A 14324-nucleotide genomic window follows, 5' to 3' on the forward strand; every position below is an offset into this window, starting at 1 on the left:
AGCGCGCCAACAATCGGACAGCCTTTATTCAATGGAGTTGGTTTGCGCCCAAACGGAAATAAGCGGCTTTTCACTTGCAAACGGATGGAATCGGCCGGGTATCCAAACACAGGAAAAAAGGTTTGAAATGCCCTGGATAATGAAATGCCGTCTGAACAGCATTTGCGGTTCAGACGGCATTTTGTTTGCGGGTCGGCGACGTTTACTTAGAAGCCTTGCGCCAACATCGCATCGGCAACTTTGACGAAACCGGCAATGTTCGCACCATTGACGTAGTTTACTGTGTCGCCGACTTTGCCGTATTTCAGACAGGATTCGTGGATGCTTTGCATGATGCCGAACAGGCGGCTGTCCACTTCTTCGCGCGTCCAAGACAGGCGGATGGCGTTTTGGCTCATTTCCAAGCCCGAAGTCGCCACGCCGCCGGCGTTGGAGGCTTTGCCCGGGGCGTAGAGGATGCCCGCTTTGATAAATTGCTCGACCGCGCCCAAAGTCGACGGCATGTTCGCACCTTCGGCAACAACGTAGCAGCCGTTTGCCAACAAGGTTTTGGCGGCTTCTTCGTCCAATTCGTTTTGGGTCGCGCAGGGCAGGGCGATTTCGGCGGCAACGCCCCACGGTTTTTGGTTTTCAAAGTATTGCAAACCTTGTTCTTTGGCGTAGGTGGAAACCCGTTCGCGGCGTATTTCCTTCAGCTCGATCAAGGCGGCGAGTTGTGCTTCGGTCATACCGCTGTCGGGGAAGAGGACGAAGCCGTTGGAGTCGGAAACGGTCAGTACTTTCGCGCCCAGTTGGATGGCTTTTTCGGCAGCGTATTGCGCCACGTTGCCGGAGCCTGAAATCAGTACGCGTTTGCCTTCAAAGCCGTCATTACGGGTTTGCAGCATGGCTTGTGCGAAATAGACGCAGCCGTAGCCGGTCGCTTCGGGGCGGATGAGGCTGCCGCCCCATTCCAAACCTTTGCCGGTCAGGACGGAAGTGAATTCATTGCGGATTTTTTTGTATTGTCCGAACAGGTAGCCGATTTCGCGTCCGCCTACGCCGATGTCGCCGGCTGGAACATCGGTGTCCGCGCCGATGTGGCGGTAGAGTTCGGTCATAAAGGCTTGGCAGAAGCGCATCACTTCGGCATCGGATTTGCCTTTGGGGTCGAAATCCGAACCGCCTTTGCCGCCGCCCATAGGCAGGGTGGTCAGCGCGTTTTTGAAGACTTGTTCAAAAGCGAGGAATTTCAACACGCCCAAATCGACGGTCGGGTGGAAGCGCAGGCCGCCTTTGTAAGGGCCGATGGCGGAGCTCATTTGCACGCGGTAGCCGCGGTTGACTTGAACCTGACCTTTATCGTCCTGCCAGGTTACGCGGAACATCACGACGCGTTCGGGTTCGACGATGCGTTCCAACAGGCTTTGCTGGGTGTATTTCGGATTTTGTGCCAAAAACGGATCGAGGCTCATGAAGACTTCTTCAACCGCCTGATGAAACGGCTCTTGATTGGGGTTGCGTTGTTTGAGGTTGGCAAACAGGGTGTTCAAGTCAGTCATTCGGATACTCCTTTTGATTGATGTTGTACTAATGGGAAAACGAATTTGTAGTTGGCAATATAAACCTATTTTTTTCTGATGCCAAGTCTGATTTTGCACAAATTGTTGACATTATTTTTTCCATATTTTTGATATTTGATGTTTATTGCCAATAATTAATCAATAATCATAAATTAATTTTGAAAATAAAAATATTATTGGAATTTTATTTCAAGTAATTAAACTGGATTTTTTGATTCCAATCAAGGTAATTTTGTTTTCACGCCTGCTTTTACTGTGGAAAAGGATTGAGATTGTCAACAATCCTGCCTGCCTGAACCTGTGTTTTGGGCATTATCCGGAAATGTTATAATATGCTCCGTTTAATTTGATGAAAGATGATGATGAAGGCCTATTTGGACTTGATGCGCCACGTCCTCGACAACGGTACGGACAAATCAGACCGCACCGGTACGGGCACGCGCTCCGTATTCGGTTATCAGATGCGTTTTGACTTGGGCAGGGGCTTTCCGCTGCTGACGACCAAAAAGCTGCATTTGCGCTCGATAATCCACGAGCTGCTGTGGTTTCTCAAAGGCGATACCAATATCAAATACCTGAAGGACAACAATGTTTCCATTTGGGACGAATGGGCGGACGAAAATGGCGATTTGGGCCCGGTTTACGGCTACCAATGGCGCAGCTGGCCCGCACCCGACGGCAGGCATATCGATCAAATCGCCAATGTGGTGGAACAAATCAAGAAAAATCCCGATTCGCGCCGCCTGATTGTGTCGGCGTGGAATCCGGCTTTGGTCGATGAGATGGCCTTGCCGCCTTGCCACGCGCTGTTTCAGTTTTACGTTGCCGACGGCAAACTGTCCTGCCAGCTTTACCAGCGTAGTGCGGATATTTTCCTTGGCGTACCGTTCAACATCGCCAGCTACGCATTGTTGACCATGATGATGGCGCAAGTGTGCGGATTGGAAGCCGGTGAGTTTATCCATACGTTTGGCGATGCGCATTTGTACCGCAACCATTTCGAGCAGGCAGAGTTGCAATTGGAACGCGAACCGCGCACCTTGCCTGTGATGAAAATCAATCCTGAAGTCAAAGATTTGTTTGCCTTCAAATTTGAAGATTTTGAGTTGGAAGGTTACGATCCTCATCCGCATATCAAGGCGGCAGTGTCGGTTTAGGAGGCGGTATGGGCAGGCATTTCGGGCGCAGGCGTTTTTTGACGGCTGCCGCCGTTGTTGTGGCGGGCGCGGCGGTTTCTTTTTTGCCGAATCCTTTTGCCGCCGGCGGCGAAAAACGCAACGGGGATGAAAAACGCGATGAAAATGTGTTTTTCTGGAAAGGTGTCACGCTGGGTTCCGGCGCGGAGCTGCGCCTGTTCGGTGTGGACGACAGACAGGCGGCAGATTTGGTCAACAAGGTTTTGGCGGAAGTGGCGCGTTTGGAAAAAATGTTCAGCCTTTACCGTGAAGACAGTTTGATCAGCCGTCTGAACAGGGACGGTTATCTGATTTCGCCGCCGGCGGATTTCTTGGAACTGTTGAGCATTTGTCGGGATATGCATACTTTGACCGGCGGGGCATTTGATCCGACAGTTCAGGTTTTGTGGAAACTGTATGCCGATTATTTTGCCGCCCATCCTGATGCGGAAACACCGCCATCGGAAAATAGCGTGAAGGAAGCCTTGAAGCGGGTCGGCTTTGACAAATTGGTGTTTGACGACCGTGAAATCCGTTTTGCCGAAAAGGGTATGGGTTTGTCCTTGAACGGCATCGCGCAAGGCTATATTACGGATAAGGTCGTCGCGTTGCTGAGGGCAAACGGCGTGCCTGCTGCTTTGGCCGATATGGGTGAAATCCGCGGGTTTGATACAAACGGTAAACGGACTTGGAATGTCGGTATCCGTAACCCAGATAACGAAGAAGGCGTGTTGGCGACGGTTGTCATGAAAGACAAAGCGTTTGCCACTTCGGGCGGCTATGGGACGGTGATGGACAAAGCGGGCAGGTTTACCCATTTGTTCGATCCGCGAACCGGCGTGAGTACGCCGCGTTATAAAAGCATGAGCGTAATGGCGGATGATGCGGCGGTTGCCGATGCCTTGTCGACGGCGTTTTCCGTGATGGATTTGCCGCTGATACGGTCGGTTGCCGAAAGCAGGCGGCTTAAGGTTTGGCTGGTCATGCCGGACAATACTTTGAACGAAATAGGCTGAACCTGAAGCAAAATGCCGTCTGAAAGGCTTTCAGACGGCATTTTGCTGTTTGGATGGCTTTTAAAGGATGCCCAAAGAATTGATGAAAACAATAATAATGGCGATCGGGGCAAGGTAGCGCAAGGTATTCAGCCACAGCAGCAGCACTGCCCGGGGTACGGTGCTGCCCGATCCGGCATCTTTCAACACAGACTGCCTGTCCTGAATCCAGGCGGTAAATACGGCAACGCCCAACGCGCCGACAGGCATAATGACCGCTGAAATCAGGTAGTCCCACAAATCAAAAATGGTTTTGCCGAAAACCTTAAACTCACCCCATACGCCGAAAGACAGCGCGGATGGGATGCCGACAATGAAAATGGCTGTGCCGATAAGCCAAGTGTGTTTTTTGCGTTTGCGCTCGTCTTGGCGGATGGTTGCGGCGATGACCGTTTCCAACATCGAAAATGCCGAAGTCAGCGTGGCGAAAACGACCAGCAGCATAAATACCGCAAACAAAACCGTACCGAACGGCATCTTCATAAACACTGCGGGCAATACGATAAAAATCAATCCCGGCCCCTGGCTCGGTTCAAAACCGAAGGCGAATACCGCTGGAAAAATCACCAGACCGGCAAGCAGGGAAACCAAGAGGTTCATCCACATAATCGTATGGCCGGAACGGAACATATCCTGATCTTTTCCCAAATACGAAGCGTAGGTAATCATGGCGGAAACGCCGATGCTCAAGGCAAAAAACGCCTGTCCCAAAGCCGTAATCATCGTATCGGCTTTAAAGTACGACCAATTCGGTTTGAGCAGGAAAGACACGCCCTCCATTGCACCCGGCAGCGTCAGCGAACGGATTGCCAGCGCAATAAAGAGGATAAACAGCCCTGGCATCAGATAACGGTTTGCCTTTTCAATGCCGTCTGAAATGCCGCCTTTGACCACCCAAACCGTAATCAGCATAAACAGTGCCTGATAAAACAGCGAACCTGCCGGATTGGAAATCGTTGTGCCGAACAGGGCTTCAAAGTCCGCGCCGGTATGAACCGCCCCCGTGAAACTGTGGACGACATAATTCAATACCCATCCGCCGACTATGCTGTAAAACGACAGCAAAATAAAGCAGGCGGCAACGCCCATGCGCCCGACCCAAAGCCATTGCGTGCCCGGACGCAGAACCCTGAAGGAATCGACGGCATTTTTACCGCCCGTGCGCCCGATATAAAATTCGGCAAGCTGAACGGGTAGGGCGACCAAGATAGTAAATATCAAAAACAGCAGGAAAAACACCGCGCCGCCGTTGGTGCCTGCCGTATAAGGAAATTTCCAAATCGCGCCCAAACCGATGGCCGAACCTGCCGCAGCAAGTACGAAACCGATTTTGGACGACCAAGAAGTATGGTTACTCATAAAATTTATTAAGAAATGTGAAGGTAGTGCATTGTAACAAAGCACTTGACGCGGCGGCACAAGCCGGGGAAGACGCTGCAAAACTTTGCCAATAGGCTGCGCGATATCGGGGGATATTGGGATTTTCTTATTTTGAAGGATATATTTCAGGTTTTTTTTTTCAATGAGTGAATATAATTTGGCGGTTTGTTGCATGATGGGCTTTCAGACGGCATATGCCGTCTGAAAGCAGTTTATATTGCATCCAATAATTTGTCGGCGGTATGGTTGATGGTGAAACGGGCGGCGACGCATTGATGCCCTGCCGTTGCCAGTGCGTTTTTTGCTTCGGGGTTTAAGACGAGGCATTCGATTTCATCCGCCAAAGATTCAGGTGTCAGCCTATCCAGCAGAATCCCCGATTGATGATGTTCGATAATTTCCTTTTGCGCACCCAAAGTATTGGAAATCACCGCCGTTCGGCAGTACATCGCCTCGCATAATGATAAACCGAATGCCTCCGGGACGAGGCTGGGCAAAACCACGACATCGCTTTGGCGGTAAAACGAAGCAAGTTTTTCGGTAAACCCTTCAAAAGAAACAAATGGTTCTGCTCCCGAAGCAGATACGTCCCGCTTCAGGCGGCACATATAATCCGGATGTCCGTGCCCTGCCAATTTGAGCCTGATTTGAGGATATTTCCGATGCAATATCACACAGGCTTCAATCAGGTTTTCCAATCCTTTTTCCGGGCTGATCCTGCCGGCGTAGGCGACGGTAAAAAAACGGCTGTCGGGTTTTTCTTGAGAGGGAGGGAAACGGCCGGTATCGATACCGTTATGAACAATCCGGTATTTTTCTTTAAAGGGATTGTCGGCGGTTTGCACATCATAAACCAGACGGGAAACGCAAATAAAGCGGTCAGTGTTTTTCTGTATCAGGCGGTGGTAAAAATCGGTTTTGTTGGCGACGACATTATGTTTGACAAATATCAGGCGCACCCCGGTCAGTTTTTTCAAAAGTATGGATAAGGCGGCAATTTTGCCGGTGTGTATCATTAGGTGGGAAATGCGGTTTTTCCGGATAAAGCGGGTAAGTGCGTAGAGCGAAAACAGTCCGTTGAGCGTGTGAAGGCGCGTTGTGAAAACGGAAGAAACTTCGGAAAAGTGTCTGTGCATCAACTCATTATTTTTATTGATGGCGGTAAACATGGTGCAGCCCCGAAGTCCCAATGCTTTTGAAACATCATAGACATATTGTTCGCCCCCGCCCCAAATCTTGGCCGATACGATATTTAATATCCTGAATTCTTTTTCCATTTAAAATTTTCCGCCGGATTTGTACAGATAATATAGTTTGACATATTTAATCATCGTGTAATAGCTGTGGTTGACGGACATAATCCAACCCATTTTTCCATCAAGAAACCCTTTGTTCAGGATATAAATTTTGAAAAAACCCCAAATCGGACGGAGGATAATGTCCCTAACAAAACTCACGGGCTTTCCCTGCTCCCGGTATTTCTCGGCTGAGATGGAAGTGTATTTGTTGAACTTGTTGAAATATTGTTCCCAGTTGTCGTACGTGTAATGGTACATAAAATGTTTCAGACGGCGTTTGGGGTAGGGGGTTTGTACGGTTTCGTGTACTTTGCCTTGCACCGAACTGTCTTTCTTCGGCATCAAACGGCATACGCTGTCGGGACGCATCGCGCCGTGTGTGGCGGGATGGTTAGGGAAAAGGTTGCGGCGCTCGACAAAATAGGCGGCATAATCGCCGGTTTGGACAATTTTTGAGATTTCATCAGATAGTTCTGGCGTGCAGCGTTCGTCTGCATCAATCAGGAAAACCCATTCTCCGCCTGCCTGTTCGATGGCAAATGTTTTTTGCGCTCCGAAATCCCCGTTCAAATGCCGTCTGAAGACTTTTGCACCCAAATTCTCGGCAATTTCGGCAGTATTGTCGGTGCTGTGGTCGTCGATAACGATAACTTCTTTATCGAAACGGCAACTTTCAATACATTCCCGAATGTGGTTTGCTTCATTTCTAGCAACAATCAATACGCTGACTTTTTTCATTATCAAGGTTTCTCAAGGCATTTTGGTTTCACAGGGCGGCAAAAAAGCCCAAACATACGTCTGGGCTTAGGAATTGGTGGGTCCGGTGGGGTTCGAACCCACGACCAAGGGATTATGAGTCCCCTGCTCTAACCCCTGAGCTACAGACCCGTCAAGAGTAGGCGCGTATTGTATAGCATAGCGGTGGGATTGACAAACTTATTTCATCCGATGAGTAAAACGCAGTTGCTTCCTCCGAAGGCAAACGACGAGCTGGCGGCAATGTGTTTTTCCGTTGTCCAGAAGTTGTTGCCGCCGGTAAGGTTGATGGCGGGCAGGTCGGGGTCGTTCTGCCCGTCCCAAAGCTGGGGCGGAAGTTTTCCTTCGGGATTGCTTTGCCGGTCGGCAATGCCCCACGCGAACGCGGCTTCGATTGCGCCCGCCGCGCCCAGCGTGTGTCCGGTTTGCGGCTTGGTGGACGTGCAGGGCGTATTGTTGCCGAAAACCGCTGCAACGGCGCGGCTTTCCATACTGTCGTTGTGGTGCGTCCCAGTGCCGTGCAGATTAATCCAGCCGATGTCTTCGGGCGCAAGGTCTGCGTGTTGCAATGCCGTCTGAAAGGCGAGGATTGCGCCTTGAGCGTCGGGGCGCGGCGTGGAAATATGGTAGGCATCGCTGCTTGCGCCATAACCCAGAAGCCGCATACCGCCGGAAAAATCCGCATCGCGCGTCATGATGAATACGGCTGCGCCTTCGCCGATATTGATGCCGTCACGGTTGGCGGAGAAAGGATTGGCAATGTTTGGGGACAAGACTTCCAGTGAGGCGAATCCATTGACGGTCAGCGGCGAGAGTGTGTCTGCGCCGCCGCAGACGACCGCATCGCACATACCGGCGCGAAGCAGGCGTGCGGCACTGATTAATGCGCGCGCGCCGGAAGTGCAGGCGGTGGAAACGACATAACGCAGACCGTTCAGCCCGTAAGCGTCGGCAATGAAATCGGCGGGCGCGTTCATAAGGTGTTGGCATTGGTTGAACGTGAGGTCTTGCCAGGCTTTTCCCTGTACTGCCTGTTCGAACATCGGGATGTTTTCGTCCGCGCCGCCGGTGGATGTGCCGATAACGACGGCAATTCTGTTTGCGCCGTATCGTCGTATGGCGGCGCGGATTTGCGGTTCGATTTGTTCGAGCGTGTGCCAAAGCAGCCGGTTGGTGCGGCTGCGGCAGTGTGCGGGCGTGCCGTCTGAAAAGGGGCGCAGGGTTTCTTTTACCATACCGAAGGCAAGGTTTTTGCCGTCAACCCAGTCGGATGAAAATGTCAGTGCCGGTTTGGAAGAAGGGGACAGCAGGGCATCGATGTGGGTGTGCAGTCCGCTGCCCAATGCGCTGGTGAGTGCAGGGCTTCCGAGGTAAACAGGTATGTTCATAATGGTTCAATCGGTGTAACCGACCAGCGGGTTTGGTCGGGTAGGGTAATCAAAAATTGCCCGCCGGTATGGTTGACGCACCATATGTCTCGATTGCGGTAACGGAACAATGTTCCTTCTTTGCAGAAGGATGCGCCGCCGTCTGCCTGTTTGAGGCCGGGATAGGGGGGCGCGGCATTTTCGGCAGTTATCAGCGGGAGCAGTGCGGCAAACAGGCGGCGGGACGGCATATTGGGCATCACGAACCCGTCATTTTTCCAGCCGCCGCTGTTGATAGTCTGGCGTGAAACCGGTGCGCCCAATATGTCGGTTTGTACAAACCGGATGCCGTCTTCAAGCTGTTCGGCCGCCAGTATGCCGGTTTGTACCGGTTCTTGCCCCTTATTGTAGCGTTCCCATTTGAACCATTGTACGTCTTCGACAAGACGTGGTTGGGTTTGGGGGACGGGTAGGGTGTATGAGGAGCAGGCGGCGAGCAGTTTTGCGGTCAATAGGGCAAGCAGGGTTGTGGTCGGGCGCATAAGTTCCTTTCAAGAATGCCGTCTGAAGCGGCGGCAGGGCGGTTAACGGCGTGGATGTTGCGTATCGGGGACGGAGTACATCAGCCGTGCCGCCAGCCACAGGTTCAATATGACCCCGATGCCGACGGTTATGCCGAATGCGGCGACGGCCGGTGTGCCGCTGAAGGCAAGCAGGACGAAGGAGATGCCGGTCGTGAGCGCGGCAAGCAGCATACCGCCCAGCCGCGCATCGGTGCTGTGTCCGGCATTGAGCGCGTAAACGGCATAATCGATGCCGATGGCGGAAACCAGCAGCAATCCGAACATGGCAAACAGGCTGACGGGAATGCCCAGCCAACCCAATACGGCAACAGTGCCGATGGCGGCAGCGACGGGTACGGCGAGGATTTTCCCACCCTGCCGCGCGCCAAACAGCCGCCACAGCAGCAGCCAGGCCAGCAGGTAAGACGACAATTTCAGCCAAGCCGCCTGATTGCGCGTATGGCGGAACAGTTCGTTGAGCCTGCCGCGCTTGTCCGCCCATTTGATTCCCGGAATGGTTTCTGCCGTTTTGCGGACGGTTTCCGGTTCGGTCAAGCCGTTCAGACGGATAACGGAGGCATAACGGTGCGGTTCGACTTCGCCGAGATATAGGGGTTTCCAAGCCTGCGCCAGAGGCAGGGCGATGCCGTCTGAAAGCGTGAGGGCGGGCGTGTCGGCCGCTTGCAGCAGGGCGGATTTCAGCGTGTCTTCGGGAATGCCCAATTCGTGCAGGGCGCGGTAGTTGCCGGGTTTGTCTGCAATGGTGCGTAAATGTTGTTTCAGGCGGTTTTGTTCGGCGGCCGACAGGATGAACTGATCCAGCGATTGGATGCCTTTCAGTTTGCCTTGTCGAATCAGGGGGGCGAGGACGCGGCGCAGTTCGGCATTTTTTAACAGCAGCGCGTCTTCGCTTGCGGCTTCGGCAACCAGATATTGACCGCTGAAATCGGTTCCGCCCAATGTGCCGATTTTTTGTATTTGCGACAACAGTCCGGACGGCATATTCACCCATTGGCGGATGTCGTCGCGCCAGTTGCCGCGCCACAGTCCGACGGCGGCGAAAACCATCAGGAAAACTGCTGCGGGATAAGTGAAGGACGGGGGAAGTTGTTTTTGGATGCGTTTGCCGAGCGCGGCACTCAAGGCGGCAAAAGGTACGGGTTTTGCCTGATAACGGGCAAACAGGGGCGGCAGCCAGCAGATGGTCGCGCCGAATGCGCCAAGTAGCGAAAAGCCGGAGAAAACGGCAGTTTGCTGTAAAACCGGCAAAGGTGTGAACCAGAGCAGCGCGTATCCCGAAACGGTAATCAGCAGGCTGACGGCAAAGGTGGGCAATACCTGCTTCATCGCCGGTTTCGCCTGCCATGATGAGAATACCGACGGGGTCAGCCAGTGCAGCGGGAAATCGGCCAGCATCCCGATCAGGCTTGTGCCGATAACCAGCGTCAGGGCGTGGATATGCCCGAATACCGCCAGCGTCGCCGCCAAACCCGCCAGCATGCCTGCCGCAGGCGGCAGCAGCAGCCAAAAGGTGCGCGCGCTGCGGAAAACCCACAATATGAGGGTTATGGTCAGGACGGTGCCGGCAAAACCCATTATCCGGCTTTCTTTTTCTGCATCGGCTTTGGCGGCTGCTGCAAAAAGTGCGCCGCCCCCGGTCAGGATTTCGGTGTGCCTGTCGGATGCCAATGTCTGTGTTTTTTGGAGCAGGTTTGCCAAAGCATCTTGAGGCAGGGCATTGTCGGGCAGCTTGGCGCGTATCCAAACCCAGGTTTTCCCGTTGTCTTCGTTGAACAGCATACCGTTTTCGGGATGCCATTGCAGACGGGTTTGGGGATTGATTTTGCCGGCAACGAAACGTCCGAAACCCAGCCAGTCCTCATCTAAGGGCAGGGGGGATACGGCAAACGGGTTGGCGGCATCTTCGGCGCGTTGGCGGAAATAGTCGGCGGGTTTTTCGGTCAGCAAACGCCGTTGGGCTTCGGGTAAGACGGCTAAACTGATTCTGCCGATGTCTTGGCGAATTTGTGCAAGGTCGGGGCTAATTTGGCTGTTTACTTCGGAAAATATCCCGCTTTGCCGCCATAAGGCGGCGATTTCCGATGCCGTCTGAAATGCGGTTTCGGGTCGGAGGCTGCCGGCAAGCAGGATGATTTGACTGTTGATTTGTGCGTCACCGGCGCGTTCCGCCGCCTGCAAAACGGTATCTTGGCTGCTTTGGGGCAGCAGTTCGGTCAGGTCGGTCTGCAGCCAGGCGCGCGTTGTCATGCTGTAACAGACAAAGACGGCAAGTGCAGACATCAACAGGGTGTAAATCAGGCGGATCATAGCGGTTCGGACGGTATCAGAGTGATTGTTCGGCAAACTTGTCCGGCGGGTTGCCGACGGTGATGCCGTTAAACTGCATATCGGTTTTGTCGCCTTGTTTTTCATGCAGTTCGATACGGCGCACGACGCTGTCCCCGCTGATGTCGATATGGTTGAAGATTTGTTTCATCACCAGTGTTTTCGGTGTGAGTTGCAGCGTCCATTTTTGCGCCGACCCTTCGAGTTTCAAATCGAACTGTTTTTCCAGCCCTTGCGTATCGCCGCCGATCAAGTCGAGAAAGAGTTTGATTTGCCTGCTTTGTCCGGAAAATTTTCCGGTGTCGGGCATTATCCAGCCTTTACCGTTCCATTGGCTGATGCCGTCTGAACGGACGCGCAGGGTGGCGGCAAACGGTTTCTGCATCTGCCAGAGCAGCCCGCGTTTGGGCATCAGTACGAATTTTCCGGTTGCAGCCATCGGTTTGGATAGGGATTTCAGATGGCGGTATTGGATAAAGCTGCCTTGGATGTTGTCGGGTTTTTGCAGTATCCGGGCCAGTTCGGCAGTGGAAAATGCCGAGGCGGAAAGGGCGGTTGCGGCAAGGAGTGCGGCAAGCAGGTATTTTTTCATAGTTGTCTGTCGGTGTGGCAATAATGGGGCGGAAAATGCCGTCTGAAAGCGGACGGCAGGGCTTATGCGGCTTGGAAAGTCGGATGACTCCGTACGGCTTCGAGCCAGCTTTCCGGCGTTTGGAACTGTATTTCTCCGGTTTCCAAGGATACTGCCGCCTGCGTGGTCGATGCGCGGGTCAGTTTTTCGCCGGTTTGCTCATCGGACAAAGTGTAGTCGATACGCAGGCAAGTGTCGATTTCGACGATTGCCATATCGATGCGGATGGTTTGTCCGAACCGTGCGGGGCGTATGTATTTCAAGTCCATTTTGAGGATGGGCCAGCCGAAGCCGCGCCGCCCCATTTCACCGTAGCCGTAGCCTATGCTGTCGAGGAAGGCACAGCGTGCGACTTCGAGGTATTTGACGTAGTTGCCGTGCCAGACGATCCGCATCGGATCGACATCGAAAAACGGGACTCGGACGGTGTGGCTGTGGCGGCAGAAAATGTGTTTTTTGTTCATCTGGGATGGTGCTCCGTGTGCCAAAAGTCGTAAAAATTGAACCATTGCAGCGGGTTCAGACGGCATTCTTCTTCTAAAATGCGGGCGAAATGTTGCGCGGATTCTTTGATTTTTTGCGTGCGTTCCGCCCGCGTCCAATCCGATGTGTCGGTCATAGGGCGAAGTTTCAGGCGGTAGCGTCCGTCCTGTTTGATGCAAAACAGCGCGTTGACCTTGGTTTTCAGCAGCGATGCCAGAATCCACGCCCCTTGCGGTATTTCGGTACGGTGTTGCAAAAAATCGACGGTTACGGTTTTTTCGCCCCGGACGGGGATACGGTCGGCGGCGATTGCCAGCCATTCCCCTGCTTCAATGCGCCGGCTGAGCGTCATCATCAGCGATGCGTCCAAGTCGCTTACCTGTATCAGTTGGATTTTGTCCGCCCCCGCCTGTTGCAGGGCTTCGTTGAACATTTGTGCGTGGCGGCTGTGTACGAGGACGTTGAGTTTGAAATTTCGGTGGTGGGAAACCAGTGCGCGGCAGATTTCCGTATTGCCCAGGTGCGAACAGGCAAAAATCTGCCCGCGCCCGTTTTGATACATGGCGGCGGTCAGGTTGTCGGGGTCTTCGATAATCAGGTCTTCGTAACGTATTTTGCGCTGCCATACGGCAAACCGGTCGCAAACGGCTTCGCCGAATGCCAAAAACTGCGCGAATATGCGGTTTTCAGACGGCATAGCGTCGGGAAAGGTGTGCCGTAGGCGGTTTTGGTAGGTATGGAGGTTTTTCCGCGACCGGGGCGAGGTCAGGTAGAAATACAGGACGACAAACCAAATACACGGTTTCATCAGAAAGGGAGGCAGATAACGGACAATCACCGCCGTCAGCTTGAGGAACAGGCGGTTGCCGCGTTCGTTTTGTTCCGCCCAGTGCCGGGACGCGCCGTTCATCGGAATATGCCTTTCAAGATGCGCCAACGCCATTTGAGCATACCGAAAAACAGCCGTGTGTGCATTTGGCTGATAAGGATGTTGTCGGCAAGGGTGCGGAAGTGGGAAATGCCGTCTGCGGCGTAACGGACGGGCGTGGGTATCCACACGGTTTTGATGCCGCGCCAATATAGCCGGATCAGGATTTCGATGTCGAAGTCCATACGGTTGCCGACGTATTCTCCGCGTATGACCGCCAACGCAGGCGGCAACGGATAAAGGCGGAAGCCGCACATACCGTCTTTAATATCGGACGACCAGGTGTGAACCATATTCCAAAAGTCGGTAATTTTGCGCCCGTACAATCGGGATTTGGGCGCGTCGCCGCCGTATTGCGGCTGACCGCAGATGAGGGCTTCGGGATTGAGTTGCGCGGCACGGACGAACTTCGGCACGTCGTCCAAACAGTGTTGCCCGTCGGCATCGATTTGCAGGACGTGGCTGTATCCCAGATCCGCCGCCGCCTCGAAACCTGTGCGTACTGCCGCGCCTTTGCCGCCGTTGCTTGTGCGGCGGATGACGCGGATGCCGTCTGAAGCCAGATTTTCTAAAACGGGTATGCAGTCGGGGCGGGAGCAGTCGTCCACGACCAACACGTCCAAACCGCAGGCGCGCAGGCCGCGCGCGACCGCGCCGACGGTTGTCGGGTGGTTGTAATGGGGGATGAGGGCGAGGATGTTCATATTTATATCAAGTTAAGGCTGTAATCTTATAGTGGATTAACAAAAACCAGTACGGCGTTGCCTCGCCTTAGCTCAA

Annotated in this window: 14 protein-coding genes and 1 tRNA gene; 2 read left to right on the top strand and 13 right to left on the bottom strand. The window is 53.4% G+C overall.

All coding sequences use genetic code 11. The features are described from left to right. Positions 1 to 24: 24 nt before the first annotated feature. Together DBY86_RS13055 and gdhA are read right to left on the bottom strand one after the other, a co-directional pair. On the bottom strand, positions 25 to 180 hold the full coding sequence (locus DBY86_RS13055) for a hypothetical protein (RefSeq protein WP_159068570.1): 156 nt from the start codon (positions 178 to 180) through the stop codon (positions 25 to 27). A gap of 26 nt (positions 181 to 206) precedes the next feature. Continuing rightward, positions 207 to 1541 (bottom strand): NADP-specific glutamate dehydrogenase, encoded by a 1335-nt coding sequence (gdhA, locus tag DBY86_RS07305; RefSeq protein ID WP_107819484.1) that lies wholly within the window; start codon positions 1539 to 1541, stop codon positions 207 to 209. A 383-nt stretch (positions 1542 to 1924) separates the two neighbouring features. On the opposite strand from gdhA, the gene DBY86_RS07310 reads away from it, so the two are divergent. Together DBY86_RS07310 and DBY86_RS07315 are read left to right on the top strand one after the other, a co-directional pair. Continuing rightward, positions 1925 to 2719 (top strand): thymidylate synthase, encoded by a 795-nt coding sequence (locus tag DBY86_RS07310; RefSeq protein ID WP_107819533.1) that lies wholly within the window; start codon positions 1925 to 1927, stop codon positions 2717 to 2719. An 8-nt stretch (positions 2720 to 2727) separates the two neighbouring features. Continuing rightward, complete coding sequence (locus DBY86_RS07315) at positions 2728 to 3753, top strand: FAD:protein FMN transferase (RefSeq protein WP_107819485.1); 1026 nt, start codon at positions 2728 to 2730, stop codon at positions 3751 to 3753. Between the two features lie 60 nt (positions 3754 to 3813). Here DBY86_RS07315 and DBY86_RS07320 read toward each other — a convergent pair whose 3' ends face one another. The 11 genes from DBY86_RS07320 to DBY86_RS07375 form a co-directional block, all read right to left on the bottom strand. Continuing rightward, a complete protein-coding gene (locus DBY86_RS07320) occupies positions 3814 to 5151 on the bottom strand; it encodes a sodium-dependent transporter (RefSeq protein ID WP_107819534.1) in 1338 nt (445 codons plus the stop codon). A 233-nt stretch (positions 5152 to 5384) separates the two neighbouring features. Beyond that, positions 5385 to 6449, bottom strand: coding sequence for a glycosyltransferase family 4 protein (locus DBY86_RS07330; protein WP_107819486.1), 1065 nt, complete (start codon positions 6447 to 6449; stop codon positions 5385 to 5387). After that, positions 6450 to 7208, bottom strand: coding sequence for a glycosyltransferase family 2 protein (locus DBY86_RS07335; RefSeq protein WP_107819487.1), 759 nt, complete (start codon positions 7206 to 7208; stop codon positions 6450 to 6452). A gap of 74 nt (positions 7209 to 7282) precedes the next feature. Further along, positions 7283 to 7358: transfer RNA gene (locus tag DBY86_RS07340), tRNA-Ile, on the bottom strand. A gap of 53 nt (positions 7359 to 7411) precedes the next feature. Then, positions 7412 to 8614, bottom strand: coding sequence for a beta-ketoacyl-ACP synthase (locus tag DBY86_RS07345; RefSeq protein WP_107819488.1), 1203 nt, complete (start codon positions 8612 to 8614; stop codon positions 7412 to 7414). Further along, positions 8611 to 9135 (bottom strand): hypothetical protein, encoded by a 525-nt coding sequence (locus DBY86_RS07350; protein WP_107819489.1) that lies wholly within the window; start codon positions 9133 to 9135, stop codon positions 8611 to 8613. Before DBY86_RS07350 ends, DBY86_RS07345 begins: the two co-directional genes overlap by 4 nt. Positions 9136 to 9177: 42 nt before the next feature. After that, positions 9178 to 11484, bottom strand: coding sequence for an MMPL family transporter (locus DBY86_RS07355; protein WP_107819490.1), 2307 nt, complete (start codon positions 11482 to 11484; stop codon positions 9178 to 9180). A 16-nt stretch (positions 11485 to 11500) separates the two neighbouring features. Beyond that, the gene (locus DBY86_RS07360) at positions 11501 to 12094 is read right to left on the bottom strand and encodes an outer membrane lipoprotein carrier protein LolA (RefSeq protein WP_107819491.1); all 594 of its coding nucleotides are present in this window, start codon (positions 12092 to 12094) and stop codon (positions 11501 to 11503) included. Between the two features lie 62 nt (positions 12095 to 12156). Continuing rightward, the gene (locus DBY86_RS07365; RefSeq protein ID WP_107819492.1) at positions 12157 to 12597 is read right to left on the bottom strand and encodes an acyl-CoA thioesterase; all 441 of its coding nucleotides are present in this window, start codon (positions 12595 to 12597) and stop codon (positions 12157 to 12159) included. After that, the gene (locus DBY86_RS07370; protein ID WP_107819493.1) at positions 12594 to 13526 is read right to left on the bottom strand and encodes an LpxL/LpxP family acyltransferase; all 933 of its coding nucleotides are present in this window, start codon (positions 13524 to 13526) and stop codon (positions 12594 to 12596) included. Before DBY86_RS07370 ends, DBY86_RS07365 begins: the two co-directional genes overlap by 4 nt. After that, positions 13523 to 14248, bottom strand: coding sequence for a glycosyltransferase family 2 protein (locus tag DBY86_RS07375; RefSeq protein WP_107819494.1), 726 nt, complete (start codon positions 14246 to 14248; stop codon positions 13523 to 13525). The genes DBY86_RS07370 and DBY86_RS07375 overlap by 4 nt, the downstream gene beginning before the upstream one ends. Between the last annotated feature and the right edge of the window lie 76 nt (positions 14249 to 14324).

This window comes from Neisseria bergeri (assembly GCA_003044455.1).
GTDB lineage: Bacteria > Pseudomonadota > Gammaproteobacteria > Burkholderiales > Neisseriaceae > Neisseria > Neisseria bergeri.